This is a genomic window from Intrasporangium sp. (assembly GCF_035280925.1).
In the GTDB taxonomy this organism is placed as follows: domain Bacteria; phylum Actinomycetota; class Actinomycetes; order Actinomycetales; family Dermatophilaceae; genus Intrasporangium.
Genome location: NZ_DATEEY010000073.1, coordinates 15,680 through 33,791, shown reverse-complemented (window position 1 = coordinate 33,791; position 18,112 = coordinate 15,680). Strand labels below are relative to the sequence as shown.

15 protein-coding genes and 2 pseudogenes are annotated in these 18,112 nt (G+C 68.1%); 7 read left to right on the top strand and 10 right to left on the bottom strand.

The window, feature by feature from the left end; genetic code table 11:
* Together VJN29_RS07605 and VJN29_RS07600 are read left to right on the top strand one after the other, a co-directional pair.
* Positions 1 to 311: pseudogene (locus tag VJN29_RS07605) on the top strand (hypothetical protein); the annotation flags it as partial.
* A complete protein-coding gene (locus VJN29_RS07600) occupies positions 256 to 768 on the top strand; it encodes a hypothetical protein (protein WP_324143021.1) in 513 nt (170 codons plus the stop codon). The pseudogene VJN29_RS07605 and the gene VJN29_RS07600, both read left to right, overlap by 56 nt.
* A gap of 138 nt (positions 769 to 906) precedes the next feature.
* On the opposite strand, the gene VJN29_RS07595 is transcribed toward VJN29_RS07600, so the two are convergent.
* Together VJN29_RS07595 and VJN29_RS07590 are read right to left on the bottom strand one after the other, a co-directional pair.
* Positions 907 to 2,196 carry an MFS transporter gene (locus VJN29_RS07595; protein ID WP_324143020.1) on the bottom strand — a complete coding sequence of 430 codons (1,290 nt, stop codon included), beginning with the start codon at positions 2,194 to 2,196 and terminating at the stop codon, positions 907 to 909.
* On the bottom strand, positions 2,193 to 2,825 hold the full coding sequence (locus VJN29_RS07590) for a winged helix-turn-helix domain-containing protein (RefSeq protein ID WP_324143019.1): 633 nt from the start codon (positions 2,823 to 2,825) through the stop codon (positions 2,193 to 2,195). The genes VJN29_RS07595 and VJN29_RS07590 overlap by 4 nt, the downstream gene beginning before the upstream one ends.
* 266 nt (positions 2,826 to 3,091) lie before the next feature.
* Between VJN29_RS07590 and rplM the strand changes: the two genes are divergently transcribed.
* The 3 genes from rplM to glmM all read left to right on the top strand — a co-directional run bounded on the left by rplM (position 3,092) and on the right by glmM (position 5,590).
* On the top strand, positions 3,092 to 3,535 hold the full coding sequence (rplM, locus tag VJN29_RS07585; RefSeq protein WP_324143018.1) for a 50S ribosomal protein L13: 444 nt from the start codon (positions 3,092 to 3,094) through the stop codon (positions 3,533 to 3,535).
* Between the two features lie 49 nt (positions 3,536 to 3,584).
* Positions 3,585 to 4,088 carry a 30S ribosomal protein S9 gene (gene rpsI, locus VJN29_RS07580; protein WP_324143017.1) on the top strand — a complete coding sequence of 168 codons (504 nt, stop codon included), beginning with the start codon at positions 3,585 to 3,587 and terminating at the stop codon, positions 4,086 to 4,088.
* A gap of 155 nt (positions 4,089 to 4,243) precedes the next feature.
* Positions 4,244 to 5,590, top strand: a complete 1,347-nt coding sequence (gene glmM, locus VJN29_RS07575; protein WP_324143016.1) for a phosphoglucosamine mutase — start codon at positions 4,244 to 4,246, stop codon at positions 5,588 to 5,590.
* Between the two features lie 324 nt (positions 5,591 to 5,914).
* Here the strand turns inward: glmM and VJN29_RS07570 are convergent, their stop codons facing one another.
* Positions 5,915 to 7,090 (bottom strand): VOC family protein, encoded by a 1,176-nt coding sequence (locus tag VJN29_RS07570; protein WP_324143015.1) that lies wholly within the window; start codon positions 7,088 to 7,090, stop codon positions 5,915 to 5,917.
* 155 nt (positions 7,091 to 7,245) lie between these two features.
* Positions 7,246 to 7,677 (bottom strand): DUF1801 domain-containing protein, encoded by a 432-nt coding sequence (locus VJN29_RS07565; RefSeq protein ID WP_324143014.1) that lies wholly within the window; start codon positions 7,675 to 7,677, stop codon positions 7,246 to 7,248.
* A gap of 104 nt (positions 7,678 to 7,781) precedes the next feature.
* On the opposite strand from VJN29_RS07565, the pseudogene VJN29_RS20360 reads away from it, so the two are divergent.
* Both VJN29_RS20360 and VJN29_RS07560 read left to right on the top strand, forming a co-directional pair.
* Positions 7,782 to 7,850, top strand: a pseudogene (locus VJN29_RS20360) (nucleotidyltransferase family protein); the annotation flags it as partial.
* A 43-nt stretch (positions 7,851 to 7,893) separates the two neighbouring features.
* Positions 7,894 to 9,963 carry a M3 family metallopeptidase gene (locus tag VJN29_RS07560; protein ID WP_324143013.1) on the top strand — a complete coding sequence of 690 codons (2,070 nt, stop codon included), beginning with the start codon at positions 7,894 to 7,896 and terminating at the stop codon, positions 9,961 to 9,963.
* A 287-nt stretch (positions 9,964 to 10,250) separates the two neighbouring features.
* On the opposite strand, the gene VJN29_RS07555 is transcribed toward VJN29_RS07560, so the two are convergent.
* The 6 genes from VJN29_RS07555 to VJN29_RS07530 all read right to left on the bottom strand — a co-directional run bounded on the left by VJN29_RS07555 (position 10,251) and on the right by VJN29_RS07530 (position 18,060).
* A complete protein-coding gene (locus VJN29_RS07555; RefSeq protein WP_324143012.1) occupies positions 10,251 to 10,766 on the bottom strand; it encodes a carbonic anhydrase in 516 nt (171 codons plus the stop codon).
* Positions 10,763 to 12,484 carry a fumarate hydratase gene (locus VJN29_RS07550; RefSeq protein ID WP_324143022.1) on the bottom strand — a complete coding sequence of 574 codons (1,722 nt, stop codon included), beginning with the start codon at positions 12,482 to 12,484 and terminating at the stop codon, positions 10,763 to 10,765. Before VJN29_RS07550 ends, VJN29_RS07555 begins: the two co-directional genes overlap by 4 nt.
* A gap of 132 nt (positions 12,485 to 12,616) precedes the next feature.
* Positions 12,617 to 13,480: a carbohydrate ABC transporter permease gene (locus VJN29_RS07545; protein WP_324143011.1), complete on the bottom strand. Its 864-nt coding sequence runs from the start codon at positions 13,478 to 13,480 to the stop codon at positions 12,617 to 12,619.
* Positions 13,477 to 14,625 (bottom strand): sugar ABC transporter permease, encoded by a 1,149-nt coding sequence (locus VJN29_RS07540; RefSeq protein ID WP_324143010.1) that lies wholly within the window; start codon positions 14,623 to 14,625, stop codon positions 13,477 to 13,479. Before VJN29_RS07540 ends, VJN29_RS07545 begins: the two co-directional genes overlap by 4 nt.
* Positions 14,625 to 15,974: an ABC transporter substrate-binding protein gene (locus VJN29_RS07535; RefSeq protein WP_324143009.1), complete on the bottom strand. Its 1,350-nt coding sequence runs from the start codon at positions 15,972 to 15,974 to the stop codon at positions 14,625 to 14,627. Before VJN29_RS07535 ends, VJN29_RS07540 begins: the two co-directional genes overlap by 1 nt.
* 352 nt (positions 15,975 to 16,326) lie before the next feature.
* Positions 16,327 to 18,060, bottom strand: a complete 1,734-nt coding sequence (locus VJN29_RS07530) for a substrate-binding domain-containing protein (RefSeq protein WP_324143008.1) — start codon at positions 18,058 to 18,060, stop codon at positions 16,327 to 16,329.
* Between the last annotated feature and the right edge of the window lie 52 nt (positions 18,061 to 18,112).

Sequence of the window (18,112 nt, the reverse complement as noted above, 5' to 3'; positions counted from 1 at the left end):
CTGACGGGACGGTCGGGGGCGACGACTCGAGCGTCCCGACGTTGAGCGCCGCGGGACTGGCCCTGTTCGCCGTCGCCTGCCCGGTCTGCAACAAGATCGTCCTCGTCGCGCTGGGAACATCAGGTGCCCTTGGCGTCTGGGCGCCGCTTCAGCCGTGGCTGGCGATGATCTCGCTCGCCGCGCTGGTCGGCGCCGTCGCTTACGCCGCGCGCCGTCGGCCTGCGTCGACGGCACCTGCCGTGTGGGGAGTGCGTCGTGAGCGAGCAGCACACGCACCGCGAGGCACCACCCGAGGTGGCGGCTCCGCATGAGTCCACGCCGCCCGACGTCACTCAGGGCGCCACCAGCAGCGCGTTGGCTTCCCTTGGTCACCCGACGGCCGTCAACGATGACGTCATTGCACCAGTGCGCTGGCCACGGCGACGTCGCGTCGCCGCGCTTGTGCTCCTGGCCGGTCTCGTCGTCCTCGTTGGCGCGACAGCGGGCTGGCGGCTCTCCGAGGCGCCGCTGTGGACGGTCCTCACAGCAGGGACCGTGGTGATCTCGTCGCTCGTGGTGGCCTTGTTCGTGCCGCGCTCCGGCGCGGGATGGCGACCCGACCTCGGGTGTGCGCCCTGCGCGCTCGCCGGCCTGGCCTTGGCCGTCGCGGGCCCCTGGCTGATCATCGAGACGGCCCCCCAAGTGGAGCGAGCAGCCCTTGCGCTGGTCATCGCGGGTGCGGCGCTGGCTCGCAAACTCACCGAGCCAGCCGTGTGCGAACGCCCCTGACGCGGCCCCCGAATCTCGTCCACTGGATTGGGTTGGTTTCAGGTTGGCCAGCCCACCCCACATCGAAGGAACAAGATTCGAGCCCGAAAGGTGTTCTTTCGATCAGGGTTTGGCGGTCCCCAGAACGTGTTCTTTCGATCAGGGTTTGGCGGTCCCCAGAACGTGTTCCTTCGATCGGGTGAGCTCGGCGCGCCGGGCCGGGAGGTAGGCGAGCAGCCCGAGGAGGCTGATGACGCCAGCGAGCACCATGGCCGCCTGCGTGGAGATCCCGTCCGCGAGCACACCGAGCAGCGGGGCCGCGATGCTGAAGGCCGCGAAGGCGGTCATCGAGTTCATCGACAGGATCGTCGCCCGATTTCGCGCCTCCGCAACCCGGTGCAGGAGGGCCGCATGCATGGGGCCGAGGAAGCCGTGCATCGAGTAGGTGAAGGCGTAGGCGACCACCAGGGCGACCGGTCCCGCGACCAAGCCCATGACCAGGGCGCCGAGGCTGTTGAGGACGCGCCCGAGCATGGCCGTGCGTGCCACGCCGAGCCGCTTGCTCGTCAGGCCGGCCAGCGCGGAGCCGGCCGCGAAGACGGCCCAGCCCCCGGCAGCGATCGGTCCCATCCACGCACCTGCCGCCTCCTCGCTGCCGAGGAGCTCCGCGAGCCGCACCGGCTGGAACATCTCGAAGACGACCATCGCGATGGACCAGGCAACCTCGGCCAGCAGCAAGCCACGGAGCACGCCGCTGGACCCCACCATGCCGAGTCCCTCGCGCACCACGGCCGGGGCATCCTTGGCCGAGGACACCGCCCGACGCAGACCTGAGGCATCAAGGTGCTCCGCACCGCGCGGCTCCTTGAGCAGGGCCAGCACCATGACGAGGTGCACCATGGAGAGGACGACGCTGCCGAGGACCGGCAGCCAGAGCGCTGACTGCGCTGTGACGGGGTGCCACCAGATGAGACCGCCGGAGATGAGCGCACCGACGGCGATCGCGACTCCGACCACCGTGCCCTGCGCAGCGAGGGCGCCGTCGACGTCGGCATCCGGCTCGGTGGCGTGCACGGTGTCGACGAACCAGGCCTCGAGCGGTCCCGAGTCGAGTGCCCGGAAGATGCCCATGAGCACCGACGCGACGACGAAGGCCACGAAGGAGTGCGCGAGGAGCAGCGCGAGCGAGGCGAGGACGCCCACGACGGCCGAGGCGACGTAGACCGGACGCCGACCGAAGGCGTCGGCGAAGCCAGACGTCGGCAGCTCGAGCAGGAAGACGACGATGCCGGTGAACGACAGCGCAAAGGCCGCCTCGCTGATGGTCAGGCCTCGCTCGAGGATCCACAGCACGAAGATGCCGACGACGAGCCCGACCGAGAACCAGCGGGTGAAGGACAGGGTGAGGAAGGTCCGGCGCGCGGCCGCGGGAGGAAGCAGGGTGCTCATGATCGGTTCTCCATGCTGTTGGTCGCCGGTGGCCGGTCGAGGTCAAGGGGATAGAGGTAGAGGTGGGTCGCGATGCGCCGCGCGCGCGGGTTGCCCTGTCCCACCCGGCGGTAGCGGGCGACCACCTCGGCGATCTCGTCACGCATCGCCTCGAGCTGCTCGCTCGTCACGAGGACCATGTAGTCGCTGCCCCCGCAGGCGTCCTGCCAGTCCATCGGCCAGGACATCGACACGTCCAGCCACCTCTCGTAGCGCTCACCGAAGTGCCGGACGAGGTCGTGCGAGAGCCAGTTGAGCGCGGTCTCGGAGTCCTCGTCGTCGGCGAACTGGCTCGGGTGCCACGAGTGGGCTCGGGAGGCCGCGCGCCAGAGGCGCCGCTTGCCCTCGCCGTCGCCGGTGTCCTCGACCAGGCCGACCGACTCGAGCTTGCGCAGGTGGTAGCTGGTGGCGCCGCTGTTGGTGTCGAGCTTCACGGCGAGGTCTGTCGCGGTGGACGGGCCGCCCATCCGGAGCTGGCCGAGCAGCCGCGAACGCAGGGGATGTGCCAGCACGCGCAGGCTCTCGGGGGTGAGCCAGATGTTCTCCGGCGTGGGCTCGGGGGGGACGTCCATCGGGTCATGTGCAGCCATGCTGTGCACAATATCTCTGCACACTCTGTTTGCACAATACCTTTGCACACAATCCTTGCCCGTATGCCGCTGAGCTGCGTTTGCGCAGGTCAGGTGACCTTTCCGGGGCGGCTGGCTCCGATTTGGGCCGGGGCGGCCCAGCCCATAACATTGATGAGGTTGTGCAGCGAGCGCCAGCGAACCCGGCCACCCCGAGAGGGAAGCGGGCGACGCGGGAGCCGGCTCAGCGGCATACGGCATCATCTCGACAGCAAAGGCAGACTCCATTGCGCACGTACACCCCGAAGCCCGGCGAGGTCACTCGCACGTGGCACGTCATCGACGCGACCGACGTCGTGCTCGGCCGTCTCGCGAGCCAGACTGCGGTCCTGCTCCGGGGCAAGCACAAGCCGCAGTTCGCGCCGCACGTCGACACCGGTGACTTCGTCATCATCATCAACGCCGAGAAGGTCGCCCTGACGGGCGCCAAGGCGGAGCAGAAGAAGGCCTATCACCACTCCGGCTTCCCGGGGGGCCTCAAGGCGACGTCCTACACCGAGCTGCTCGCCAAGAGCCCGGAGAAGGCCGTCGAGAAGGCCGTCCGCGGCATGCTCCCGAAGAACTCGCTGGCCCGCCAGCAGCTGTCCAAGCTCAAGGTCTACCGCGGCGCCGAGCACCCGCACCAGGCCCAGAAGCCCGTCCCCTTCGAGATCTCCCAGGTCGCGCAGTAAGCGTCACGTGCGCTACTGACTGTTCCCCACTGCGTAGAAAGAGAAGCACGTGACTGACATTGTGAACGAGGACGTCCTCGACACCGACGAGCCGGAGCTGACCGAGTACACCTCGGAGTCAGGCACCTCGGTCGCCGCCGAGCCCAAGCGCGCCCGCGAGGTCTCGGTCCCCGGCGGAGCCACCGGCCGCCGCAAGCAGGCCATCGCCCGCGTCCGGATCGTCCCGGGCACCGGCGCGTGGAGGATCAACGGCCGGACCCTCGAGGACTACTTCCCGAACAAGGTGCACCAGCAGATCGTCAAGGAGCCCCTGACGCTCCTCGAGCTCGAAGGCTCCTACGACGTGCTCGTCCGCGTGCACGGCGGTGGCCCCTCCGGCCAGGCAGGCGCGGTCCGCCTCGGCGTCGCCCGCTCGCTCAACGAGGTCGACACTGAGCTCAACCGTGCCGCCCTCAAGAAGGCCGGCTTCCTCACCCGTGACCCCCGCGTCCCGGAGCGCAAGAAGGCTGGTCTCAAGAAGGCCCGCAAGGCCCCGCAGTACAGCAAGCGCTGACGCGCAACCCAGACGCACGGAAAAGGCCCCGAGTGCCCCTCGGGGCCTTTCCCTTGCGATCCGGGAGTAAGTTCTCCTTGGCGCCGTGCGCTCCATCTGCGTTCACCTGCCCTCCACCTGCACTCCACCGGCGCCCGTACGAAAGGCTCAAACACGTGGCTCGACTCTTCGGCACGGACGGCGTCCGTGGGCTCGCCAACCAGGACATCACCGCAGAACTCGCCCTTGACCTGTCCGTCGCGGCGGCGCACGTCCTGGCAGAGGTTGGGGAGTTCAACGGACATCGACCCGTTGCCGTGGTCGGTCGAGATCCGCGGGCCTCGGGCGAGTTCCTCTCCGCAGCCACCATGGCCGGACTGGCCTCGGCCGGCGTCGACGTGCGTGATGCCGGGGTACTCCCGACGCCCGCGATCGCCTACCTGGTTGCCGAGCAGCGCGCCGACCTCGGCGCCATGCTCTCCGCCTCGCACAACCCGATGGCCGACAACGGCATCAAGTTCTTCGCCCGGGGCGGGCAGAAGCTGGCCGACGAGCTCGAAGACGCAATCGAGCAGCGGTTGGGTGAGCAGTGGCAGCGGCCGACCGGCGCGGGCGTGGGCCGGATCACGCCCCTTGCTGACGGCGCCGACCGCTATGTCACCCATCTGCTGTCCGTGCTGCCGCATCGGCTCGATGGGTTGCGGATCGTCCTCGACGCGGCCCACGGGGCAGCCTCTGTCGTCGCTCCACAGGCGTTCGCCGAGGCCGGTGCCGAGGTCACCGTGATCGGCAACGAGCCGGACGGGATCAACATCAACGACGGGTTCGGCTCGACGCACCTGGACCGGCTCCAGGCCGAGGTCGTCAAGATCGGCGCGGACTTCGGGCTCGCCTTCGACGGTGACGCCGACCGCTGCCTCGCGGTTGATGGCACCGGCACCATCGTCGATGGTGACCAGATCATGGCCATCCTCGCGCTGCGCATGAAGGAGCAGGGCGTCCTCCGCGGAGACACCCTCGTAGCCACGGTCATGTCCAACCTCGGGATGATCCAGGCGCTCGACTCGGCCGGCATCAAGGTCGTCCAGACGTCCGTGGGGGACCGCTACGTCCTCGAGAGCATGAAGAACGGCGGCTACTCCCTCGGTGGGGAGCAGTCGGGCCACGTTGTCATGCTCGACCACGGCACGACGGGCGACGGCACCCTCACCGGTCTCATGCTCGCCTCCCGGGTGGCCGAGACGCGCCGGACGCTGACCGAGCTGGCCGCCGTGATGCGGCACTTCCCGCAGGTGCTCATCAACGTCAAGGACGTGGACAAGAGCCGCCTCGATGCCTGCATGGCTGTGGCGGACGCCGTGCGCTCCGCCGAGGCTGAGCTCGGGCAGACCGGGCGGGTTCTGCTTCGCAAGTCCGGCACCGAGCCGGTCATCCGCGTCATGGTCGAGGCCGAGGACGTCGACCAGGCGCAGCTGATCGCCGGCCGCCTCGTCGACGTCGTCAAGGCGGAGCTGGCCCTGTAGGTCTCGGGGCGCCCTGGTCAGGATCCGCGCTCGGCCCATGACGCGCCATTCCTCAGGTGACCAGCGGCCGGGAAGGATGGCCTCTTCACACGGTGCCAGCCAGGCCGGGACCAGTCAGTGAGTCCTGGTGGCGACGCTGGGCGAGTCCCTCGTCGCTGTCACGGTCGTGCGTCCAGACCTGACCGAGAGGTCCGGCCGCCACGAGTCGAAGCCAGATGCCGCACCAAGGCGGGCGCTCGGGTTGGTCTCTGCCGGTGGACGGCACGGAGTAGTCGTGGTGTGGACGCTCGCGCTGCACGGTGGCGCCGTGCGCCGAACGCGAGCTCACGCCCCACTGACGATCACCATCTCGTTGCCTTCCGGGTCGGCGACCCGCCAGCGACCCTCCGACTCGGCAAGGACCCGGCCACCGGCTGAGACGGTCGTGGCGAGGCGCGTCTGCGCGAGGTCCGACGGCACCGCGAGCTCGAAGTGGATGCGGTTGCGCTGCCGGCGCCGCTCGGTCTCCGAGGCGTCGAGCTCTTGGAACACCAGCACCGGGTTCAGCCGCCGCGGATCGTGGATGTCGCTGACCCCGGCTCGGCGGTCCTGGGTGTATCCGAGCGCGGCGACCCAGAACGCGCGGACGGCGGCAACGTCGGCAGCGTCGAGGAAGAGCTGGGCGAAGCGCGGCAGCCGCGGATCCGCAGTGGCCCCGAGTTCGCGGGCGGCGGTCTGGAGGTCCCCGGCGAGGTCGGTGAAGTCGAGCTCGAGGCCGTGGGCGTCGTCCTCCCACTGGTCCTTGCCGCTGTCGATGATCACGAGCCCGGGGCGCAGGTCGACCAGCAGCGGGAAGCCCATGTCGTCGGCCAGCGTCGCTGCCGCGGCGGCCAGGTCACGCTGCTGCGTCGGCGAGGTGATGCGGTAGCACGCCATCGCGCTGAACACCGCCTGCCAGTCGGCTGTCCCAATCCCCTGGCCGAGCGCTCCGCCCGGCACCAGGTCGACCTCGTTGCCGTCGGGATCGGGGTGACAGACCCCGAACGGCCCCGATGCCGCACCAGGACTCGCCTGCTCGACCGACGCCGCCGGCCGCACCACGTCCAGGTGGATGCGGTTCCGCAACGGCCGTGGATCGGTCGACGTCCGGATCCGTATCGCCGGGTCGCGCCGCAACGGATCCACCAGACCGCCATCCTCAGCAGGCGCGTAGTCGAGCACGCGCTGCCAGAACCGCCTCACCACAGGCGGGTTCGCGGATTCGAAAACGACGCTCAGCTGCTGCAGCACGGCAGGCTTCGCGGCCAGCCCGAGATCCCGCGCGGCCGCCGACACCGCCTCGGCGTGCTCGTCCGAGTCGAGGCGCACCCGCATGCCTGTCGCACGCAGGTCGACCACGATCTCGGCCGGCAGCTCCACGATGCGCCCGGCCAGCGCAGCCGCCTCGATCAGCGAGGGCGCGTCGAACCATGCAGTCGAAACGCCATCGACCACCCGCCAATCCGTTCCGACCTCTGTCATGCCCGGCACTATAGAGCCCTGGACGGCGCCATGAGGCGGTCGGCAAACGACGGCCAGGGAACAGATCAGGGAAGGCGGTTGACGCTTCCATCCGGTGGCTCGGGGCTGCGATCATGCTGATGCGATCGGGCACCGTCGGCTGGGCCCGTCTGGGCTCAACCCGTCTGATCGACCGTCATACCGTGTCGGATGGCCGCCTGAAGAGCGCTGGCGTTGATGTCCGAGAGGCGTTTGAACTTGATGCAGTAGCCCGTGACGCTGGCCCTGCCGATCGAGGCCCCATAGGTGCGCGCCAGGTACGTCTTGTCCTCGAGGCCAAGCACGTAGACCGAAATGCCCGTCGTGTTGGCGCTCAGGCCGATGCGATAGAACTCTCGCGACGACCCATCGGCGTAGGTGATGGTGTGAACGCCGTAGCCAACGTTGGGGTTGGCCACGACCTTGCCGTCCTCGTTGGTGCCGTCGTTGAACCACAACCTGCAGTCAGGGAACTCCGCGAGCAGCTGCGCGTGCAGCTGCCGGAGGTCGGTCTGCTTGGGCTCGGGTTGACCGGCCAGGTACGTCTCGACTCGCTCCGGGGTGTCCATCTCGCCCCAGATGCTAGCAACGGTGGGAGCGTGCGGGACCGGCCGGACGGCCACGACATGGGAGCCGGGGACGCGTCGGAGGGGGAGAGCCGGGAGCGGCCGAGAGTCCAGCGCTGCCCGACTGGTGGGTCGGCGCTGGCGTCGTTCGCAACCAAGTCTGGAAGCGGATCTGATAACCGTTCGAGGCGGTCCGCACGGGTCCGTAGGGTCTGGGACATGATCGACCCAACCGAAGCCGCCGACCTGCCGTCTCTCGATGGCATCCCGTTCGCCACGCAGAGCACTCTGGCCTTCTCACTTCCGCCGTTCGGCGAGATCCGCCCTGAGCACTACGGTCCGGCCTTCGACGCCGGGATGGAGCAACAGCGGGCCGAGGTCGAGGCCATCGCTGCCAGCGCCGTGGCGCCGACCTTCGAGAACACGCTCGTAGCCCTCGAACGCTCCGGCCAGCTCCTCTCACGCGCCAGCGCAGCCTTCTTCGGCACGTCGAGCGCACTCGCCACACCCGAGATCCAGGCGATCGAGGAGGAGTACGCCCCCAGGCTCGCTGCTCACAGCGACGCGATCCTGCTCGACTCGCGCCTCTACGAGCGGATCCGCGCCGTGCACGACGACACTGCCCAGATGGGGGCCCTGGGCCCGGAGTCCCGGCACCTCGTCGACCGCTACCTCATCGAGTTCACGGTGGCGGGTGCGGGCCTGGACGATGCGGCCAAGGAGAGCCTCCGTGAGCTGAACGCCGCCATCGCGACTCTCACCACCCGATTCGAGCAGCAGCTGCTCGCCGATGCCAACGACCTCGCGGTCCTCGTCGACGACGTCGCCGAGCTCAGCGGGCTCGCCCCCGGCGAGATCTCCGCGGCTGCACAGGCGGCCCGTGAGCACGGCCACGACGGGTCCTACCTCATCAGTCTCGTGCTGCCGACCAGCCACCCGCACCTGGCCTCCTTGACCAACCGCGGGCTGCGCCGACGGCTCCATGAGGCGCAACGGGCCCGCGGTTGCCGCGGCAACGAGCACGACACCAGTGGGCTCGTCCTCGAGATCGTCCGGCTCCGTGCTGAGCGGGCCCGACTCCTGGGCTACCCCAACCACGCCGCCGCAGCCCTGGCCGACTCGACCGCGGGCTCACCCGAACGAGTCCGTGAGCGACTCGCCCCGATGGCCCGCGCCGCAGCGGCCAACGCACGGAAGGAGCAGGCAGCCCTCGAAGCCGAGGCCGGCCATCCGATCGAGGAGCACGACTGGGCCTTCTACTCCAACCGCGTGCGGGCAACGGCGTACAACGTGGACACGGCGGCCATGCGCGCCTACTTCGAGGCCGAGCGCGTGCTCCGCGACGGGATCTTCTTCGCGGCTGAGCGGCTCTATGGCCTCACCTTCCACGACCGCCCCGACCTCCCGGGCTACCACCCGGACGTGCGCGTCTTCGAGGTCCGCGAGGATGGCGCCCCGGTCGGGCTCTACCTGCTCGACCTCTACACACGGGACACGAAGAAGGGCGGCGCGTGGATGACGAGCCTCGTCCACCAGTCGTCCCTGCTCGGCGAGCCGCACGCCATCGTGACCAACAACCTCAACGTGCCCAAGCCGGCCGAGGGCGAGCCGACCCTGCTCACCTACGACGAGGTCATCACGTTCTTCCACGAGTTCGGCCACGCCCTGCACGGGCTGCTCGCGCGCGTCACGTATCCCCACTTCGCCGGTACCCGCGTCTTCCGCGACTTCGTCGAGTACCCGAGCCAGGTCAACGAGATGTGGATGCTCTGGCCGCAGGTCCTCGCGAACTACGCCATCCACCACGAGACCGGCGAGCCGATGCCGCAGGGTCTCGTGGACAGCCTCATCGCCTCACGGTCGTGGGGCGAAGGGTTCGCCACGAGCGAGTATCTCGCGGCCGCTCTCCTGGACCAGGCCTGGCACGCCCTCGACGTCGACCAGGCAGCGTCAGTGACGGACGTCGGCGCCTTTGAACGAGCCGCACTGGAAGCGGCTGGTCTTGCGAATCCCGCAGTGCCACCGCGGTATTCGTCAACCTACTTCGCGCACGCCTTCGCCTACGCCTACGATGCGCAGTACTACGGCTACATCTGGAGCGAGGTGCTCGACGCCGACACGGTGGCGTGGTTCACCGAGAGCGGCGGACTCACCCGCGAGAACGGCGACCGGTACCGGCGCTACGTCATCGGCATCGGTGGGGCAGCCGATCCCCTTGCCTCCTATCGTGAGTTCCGTGGGCGGGACGCCGACCCGCGCCACCTGCTCGAGCGCCGCGGCCTCCTCTGAGACCAGCAGAACCCGGTCGTATGCCGCTCAGCTCGCTCCCAGCCCATCGCTCAGTTCCGTCGAGTGTGCAGCTCGCTTCGGATCGCGAGCGCCGCGGCGCAGTGGCACACGGGATCGCCGAGGGTCATCCTTGGGCCCTCATCGCCACCGCACTGCTCCTCGGCCTCGTCCTCGCCCGCCGCGGTGGCACAGCACGTGGGGTCAGCCAGTACCCGTGACGAAGGGGCTGCCTCCCACCGGTGACGCGTGGATGCATCGAGCGGGGGGGCGGCGGTCGCGGTCCGTGGTCAGGCGACGGGTTGGAGCAGGCCGGTGTCGACGTCGTAGATGAAGCCGCCGACGAGGGCCGAGTTGGGGATGAGGGGGTGCGACCGGACCTTGGCCAGGTCCTCACGCAGCTTCTGGACCTGGTCATCGATGACCCCGAAGCTCTGCCATGACGCATCGGTCCCCGACAGCTCGGTGATCCGGTGGCGCAGCTCGTTCTCGGTGCTCGACGTCATCGCGCACCGGGTGTGCGGCACGACCAGGATCCGGTTCACGTTGAGCAGGTGCGTGGCAAGCACCAGCGCCTCGAGTGCCGCCTCCGTGACGCGCCCTCCCGGGTTGCGGAAGATCTTCGCGTCGCCGGGTTCGAGCCCGATGATCCCGAGCGGGTCGATGCGCGAGTCCATGCACGTGACGATCGCCACTCCCGCCTTCGCGATGCCGTCGAAGCCGGAGAGATGGAAGTTCTCGGCGTAGGAGCGGTTCTTGTCCAGCAGGTCGTCGAACCCGGTCGGGTTCTCGATCTTGGCTGTCACCGCAGTCCCTCCCGCTTCTGGATCGTGAACGCCACGGGCTTGCTCACCTCGGCGAAGAAGTCGTTGCCCTTGTCGTCCACGACGATGAACGCAGGGAAGTCCTCCACCTCGATCCGCCAGACCGCCTCCATGCCGAGCTCCTCGTACTCGAGCACCTCGACCTTCTTGATGCAGTCCTGCGCCAGCCGAGCGGCCGGCCCACCGATCGAGCCGAGGTAGAAGCCACCGTGGACCGCGCACGCATCGGTCACCTGTTTGCTCCGGTTGCCCTTGGCCAGCATGATCCTCGACCCGCCGGCGGCCTGGAACTGGTCGACGTAGGAGTCCATCCGGCCAGCCGTCGTGGGCCCGAAGGACCCCGACGGCATCCCTGCCGGAGTCTTGGCCGGCCCGGCGTAGTAGACCGGGTGGTCCTTGAGGTACTGCGGCATCCCCTCACCCGCGTCGAGCCGCTCCTTGATCTTGGCGTGGGCAATGTCGCGCGCCACGACCAGGGGCCCGGTCAGCGACAGCCGCGTCTTGACCGGGTGCTTCGTCAGCTCGGCGAGGATGTCCTCCATCGGCTGGTTGAGATCGACCTTGACGACGACGTTCTTGCTGGTCGAGGAGACGCCGACCGCGTCCCCCGCGTGCTCACCCAGCCCCTCGAGACCCTCGTGCGTCTGGTCGGGCAGGAACCGCGCCGGGTCGGTCTCCAGCTGCTCGATGAACACGCCCTCCGGTGTGATCCTGCCGAGCACCTGACGGTCGGCCGAGCACGACACCGCGATCGCCACCGGCAGCGAAGCCCCGTGCCGCGGTAGCCGCACGACACGCACGTCGTGGCAGAAGTACTTGCCGCCGAACTGCGCCCCGATGCCGAGCTGCCGGGTCAGCTCGAGCACCTTCTCCTCGAGCTCGGTGTCGCGGAACCCGTGCGCCGTCATCGACCCCTGCTTCGGCAGCGTGTCGAGGTACTTCGCGGACGCGTACTTCGCTGTCTTCAGAGCGAACTCGGCGCTCGTGCCGCCGATGACGATGGCGAGGTGGTAGGGCGGACAGGCAGCGGTCCCCAAGGAGCGGAGCTTCTCGTCGAGGAAGCGCATCATCGACTCCTCGTTGAGGATCGCCTTCGTCTCCTGGTAGAGGTAGCTCTTGTTGGCCGAGCCGCCACCCTTGGCCATGAACAGGAACTTGTAGGTCGTCTCGTGACCCGGCGTGGTGTCGGCGTAGAGCTCGACCTGGGCGGGCAGGTTCGACCCGGTGTTCCGCTCGTCCCACGTCGTCACCGGTGCCATCTGGGAGTAGCGCAGGTTGAGCCGGGTGTACGCGTCATAGACCCCGCGACTGATCGCCTCCTCGTCGACACCGGGAGTCAGCACCTGCTGGCCACGCTTGCCCATGACGATCGCCGTGCCCGTGTCCTGGCACATCGGCAGCACGCCACCGGCCGCGATGTTGGCGTTCTTGAGCAGGTCGAGGGCGACGAACTTGTCGTTGTTGCTCGCCTCGGGGTCGTCGAGGATGTTGGCGAGCTGCTGGAGGTGCCCGGGGCGCAGGTAGTGGGCGATGTCGTGCATCGCCGTCTCCGTCAGCAACCGCAGCGCCTCCGGGTCCACCTCGAGGAAAGCGCGTCCACCGGGGCCGTCGACCGTGCGCACCCCCTCCGTCGTGAGCAGCCGGTACGGCGTCTCGTCGCTGCCGATCGGCAACAGGTCCTCGTAGGCGAACTCGGCCACGGAGGTCTCCTTGGGTCTTTGGCGGGCTGGGACGACGCTGCCGTATGCCGCTGCGCTCAGCGGCATACGAACGTGCCCTCCCAGCCTAGTTGCGCTGGGAGGGCAGGTTCGTGGCCGGGCCGTGGGTGGGTCTCAGCCCTTCACCGCGCCCGAGGTCATGCCTCGGACCATGTACCGCTGGAGGGCCACGAAGACGATCATCGGGATGATGATCGAGATGAAGGCCCCGGCGGTGAGCAGCTCCTGACCCTGGCCCTGCGTACCGAGCAGCTGCTGGAGCTTGACGATGACTGTGGCGTTGTCGGCGTTGAGGAAGAGCTTGGCGACGAGCAGGTCGTTCCACACCCAGAGGAACTGGAGCGTCGCGAACGCCGCGATGGCGGGGATCGACATCGGGGCCACGAGCCGCCAGAAGGTCTGGAAGTGGGTTGCTCCATCGATCTTGGCCGACTCGACGACACTCGCCGGCAGGGTGGTCATGTAGTTGCGGAGGACGTAGATGCACAGCGGCATGCCGAAGCCGGTGTGCAGCAGCCAGACCGCGATGTACTGACCGGAGATGCCGAGGCCGCGCGGACCGAGCAGGTTGAGCATCGGCTGGAACGCGACGTGGATCGGCACCACCATGACGGCGATGATGAGCAGGAAGAGGAACTCCTTGAAGCGGAACTGCATGAACGTGAACGCGTAGGCGGCGAAGGCCGCGAACATGATCGGGATGATCGTGGCCGGCACGGCGACAGCGATGCTGTTGATGAACCCGGCGGCGAAGTCGTTCCCCTCCCAGACGCCGGTGTAGTTGCTCGTCGTCCACTCCGACGAGAAGGGGTTGAGCAGGGCCGTCCACCACCCGGACGCGGCGGCTTCGTCACGGGTGCGGAACGATGTGACGAACAGGCCGATGGTGGGGATCGACCACAGCAGCGCCAGGACTGCCATGACGACGATGGAGAAGGGGCTGAGCGGCCGCCCGTCCTTCATGAGCCTGCGACTCATCGGTTCGTCTCCTCGTTGCGGAAGTGCCGGATCTGGAACCAGATGAGCGGGATCACCGCCAGGAGCAGGACGACGACGATGGCCGTGGCCTGCCCCGCCTCGCTCGCACCGAACAGCTTGTTGAAGAAGAGGTTGGCGATGACGTTGGTGTTGTAGGCACCGTTGGTCGTGACGTAGACGATGTCGAAGACCTTGAGCACCGTGATGAACACCGTGACGAAGACGGTGATGATCGTGCCCATGATCTGCGGTATGACGACCTTCCAGAATATCTGCCACTCGGACGCACCGTCGATGCGCGCGGCCTCGAGCGTGTCCTCGGGGACGCCCTTGATGGCCGAGCTGAGCAGGACCATGGCAAAACCGGCCTGCAGCCAGATCAGGATGACCATGAGCAGGATCGAGTTGAGCTTGGCCGTCTCGATCTGCAGCCAGGCCTGGGGCTCGCCGCCGAGTCCCACCCAGATCGCGTTGAGCAGGCCGGTCTGCGCCTGACCGGGGTTGTTGTAGGCGTAGATGAGCAGCCAGATCGCCGAGGCGCTCACGGCCGAGATCGCCATCGGAAGGAAGATCAGGCTCTTGGCGAACCTCTCTCCCGTGGCGGACAGCTTGTCGGACAGCACCGCGACCACGACGCCGAAGGCGACGACGAACGCGGGGACGATGAGCAGCCACAGGATGTTGTTGATGATGGCGTTCCAGAACTCGCTGTCGCTGAAGATGGTGCGGTAGTTCTGCAGCCCGACGTAGGCGGTGCTGTCGGAGTTGGCGAACGAGTAGTTGACCGACTGGAACGTCGGGTAGATCAGCATCAGGGCCACGAAGAGGAAGCCCGGCACCAGGAAGGCGTAGGGGATGACTCCCTGCGTGAGCCGCTCCGGCAGGCCCTCGACGAACATGTTGAGGAACCAGAAGAGCAGGGCGGCCCCGCCCACGCCGGCCACGATCGCGAGCAGGGCTATGACGATCTTGTTGCCGAACCGCTCCGGGTAGTAGCCGAACGCGAGGAAGAGGTTGGCCAGGGCCCAGACGACCACGGCCATCCCGACGAGGCCCATGATGATCTTGCGCGGACGGGCCCGGAGCGCCGCATACGCGTCATCGGGTGCAGCCCGTTGCGGAGGAGTGACGGTCTGCGTACTCATCACTTCGGCCAGCTCGCCTCGATGTTGTCAGCCGTCTGCTTGGAGGACTGACCGTTCTCCCACTTGATCAGCTCGGACCAGAAAGTCCCCGAGCCGACGGCCTTGGGCATGAGGTCGGACCCGTCGAAGCGGAAGACGTCTGCGTTCGCGACGATCTCGGCGACCTGCTTGGTGGTCTCGTCCGGGTACAGGGATGAGTCGAATGTCTTGTGCGGGGACAGCCAGCCGCCAGCCGTGGCCCACTCCTTGCCGAAGTCGGGCGAGGACAGGAACTTCAAGACCGCCTGCGCGTCGGGGTCGTTGCCGTTGAACAACGCCGCGATGTCCGCCGCACCGACCATCGCCTGTCCGTCGAAGCCGTTCTCGAACTGCGGGAAGCCGAAGACCCCGACCTCCTCGGTGAGGTTGGCCTGGACGTTGGCCGGCAGGAAGGAGGTGACGAAGTTGCCCTGACGCTCGAGGAAGCACTGTGGCGGGTTGGCGAAGGCCGGCAGCATGGCCTCGCCGAAGGGAGTGCTGAGCACGCCCTTCGGGCCGCCGAGCACGTAGCCGTCGCCCTTGGCGATCTTGGCGAACTCGTCGAACGCCTGGACGATCCGCTCGTCGTTGAACGGGATCTCGTGCTTGGTCCACTGGTCGTAGACCTCTGGTCCGTGCATGCCCAGCACGTACTGCTCGATCCAGTCGGTGCCGACCCACCCGGTGTCCTGGGCCGACTCCCAGCCCATGCACCAGGGCGCCGTGCCGCTGGCCTTGATCTTGTCGGCGATCTCGGTCTGCAGCTCCGTCGTCGTGGCCGGCTCGGTCGGGTAGCCACCTGCGGTGTAGGCCTTCTTCGGGTACCAGACGAGGCTCTTGCCGGCCATCTTCATCGGGGCCCCGTAGACCCGGCCGTTGCTGCGCGCCGAGTCGAGTAGGCCCGGGACGAGGGACGACTCCAGCGCGCCGACGTCGACGAACGTGTCGAGGGGCTGGACCTTGTTCGTGGTCGCGAACTCCATCAGGCCACCCGGCTGGGCGAAGAGCCCGATGTCCGGCGCGTCGCCCGCGTTGACCTTCTGCTTGATCGTCGTCGCGAAGTCGCGGTCGGCGGTGTACTGGATGTCGATCCCGCTCGACTTCTCGAAGGGCGCGAGCGCCGCGAGGAAGTTCTTCTCCTCGTCGCCACCGAAGGTGCCCAGCATGGTGACCTTCTTGTCGTTGTCCGCGCTGCCACCGTCGACAAAGCCACCCGTGCCGGCTGCCCCCCCGCCCCCGCTCGGCTCCTCGCTCGACAGACACCCCGCCAGAAGGGTCATGGCGACGGCCACCCCACCCGCCAGCACGACTCGTTTACGGTTCCCGCTCATTCGCCACTCCTCGCCTGAGTTGTGCACTTGGACCGCTTTGCCTCGTGACGTGGGTCACCCCACATGCCTCATTCCTACCGCGTGCAGGGGACAGAGACCAGTAGGCGTGAGCGAAACGTTGTGAAGGCGGCCGCACCGAGAGGTTGCGGTCGAGCGGGAGCGAGCCCAGCGGCATACGCCCACATGGGTTTGCGCCGGGTCGGGGCGTCCAGAAGCCGAGGGAGCCTGCTGCACACCCGACCTGGCGGCGCGCCTCAGCCCTGCACGTCGGCCCAGACCCACTGCGTGGCGTCTGAGCCGAATCGGCGCTCCGGGCCTCGGTCGTTCCTCGCTCGTGTCCTCACGCCTTGGCTCAGACGCAGACCCCGTCGGTGCACTCGTGGTCGAACAGCGCCTTCGCCAGCACTGTCGTCATGTCAGCGGGGCTGGCCGCGCCGTAGAAGTCCGAGAACGAGCTCCGCGAGATCTTCTGCAGCGCCTCGGCGTCGACGTCCGGACCGATTCCGATCGTCGTGATGGCGATGGGCTTCTTGGGATCCGTGGCGTTGCGGATGTTGGCCATCAGCTGATCGAAGGAGAGGCCGCCGCCCGGGTCCTCGTTCTTGCCGTCCGTGAGGATGACGATGGCGTTGACGCGCTCCGGGTCATAGTTGGCCTGGAGCTTCTGGTAGGCCGCCCAGATCGTGTCGTAGAGACCGGTCCACCCCTCGACCTCCTTGTCCAGAGAGACGGCGGCAGCGGCCATCCTGCCCCGGTGCTGGTCGTCCGAGAGCGTCCCGATCGGCACGATCTCCTTGTAGTCGGCCCCGTTCGGCCCCTTGTCGCTCGAGAAGACCCAGAGGCCGAGCTTGGTCGATCCGGGCAGCGCGTTGAGCGCGATGCCGGCCGCCTCCTGGGTGATCTTCACGCGCGTCGTCGGTCCTACCTTCTCGTTCATCGAGCCGGAGACGTCGAAGACGGAGAGGAGCTGGAAGTCGGTCGTCGCGGACTGCCAGACGTCGGTCGCCGCGGCCACCTGGGCGGCGTTCGGGGAGGCACTGGCCTTGATGTCGCCGATGCTGCCCTCCGGTGTCGGCAGGGTCACCGGGACAGCGGTGGAACGCAGTCCGAACGTGGCCATGATCTTGGCTGCCTCGGGGGTGCCCAGGAACTCGCGCAGCGACTCGATGCCCTGCCTTCGCGCCGGGTCCTCGGACATGGTGACGAGGCTGAACTCGAACGAGGGGGTTCCCTCCGACGGGACGACCGCGACCATCTGGTTCTTCGGGTTGAGGCGGTTGTGCTGAGCCAGGGAGGCCTCCGACGTCGGGAAGGCCATGGCCTCGTCCGGCTTGGTCAGGTAGGTCTCGAAGAGCTGGTCATCCGAGGCAGCCATCTGCTGGGCCAGCTTCGGGATGATCACCCGACCCTGCTCCTTGCTGAGCAGCGGCAACGTCGTCGAGAGCGTCAGCATGCCCGCCGTCGTGCTCCTCGGGTCGCTCAGGCGGATGGGCGTGTCCGATGCAACGAGCTCGAGCCAGGCTGCCTTGCCCTCGAGCTGGGCGGCCTCGGCCCTGTCCATGGCGACGACGAGGGCGCTCTTGGCGAACGGCGCCACCTGCTCGGCGCCGACCTTGGCGATCTGGTTGACCCGCTCGACCCAGAGCGGGGAGTCCGGGATCCAGGCATCGGGTCGCTCCGGATGCTCCTTTCCGAGACCGAGCATGGCCTCGACCGGTTTGCGGGCGAACACCTCGTAGTTCACGCAGGGCGAGTCGGGTTGCTTCTGGTAGAACTTGGCGAGCTCGTGCGCCGCGCGCTGCATCGAAGGGGCGGCCCAGAGGGTGACCGGCGTCAGCGTGTCACAGCTCTTGCCGGAGGGGCTGGCGACGGGGGTCGAGGCGGGTGAGGTGTCCCGACCAACGAACCACGTCACGCCGCCGACGAGAACCGCGACGAGAGCAACGACGGCGGCGATCGCGCCGACTCGACGTCGCCGGCGGGCGGCGGCGATCTGCGCCTCGAGCGCCTTCCGTGCCGCCCTCGTCTCAGTGAGGGTCTGGTCGTAGGGGGAGGACGGGCGCTGTGGAGGGTGCGGGTTGGTCAACGGGGATCCTTACATGAGTACGCCCCGGGAACGGGGCGTCACGAGATGAATC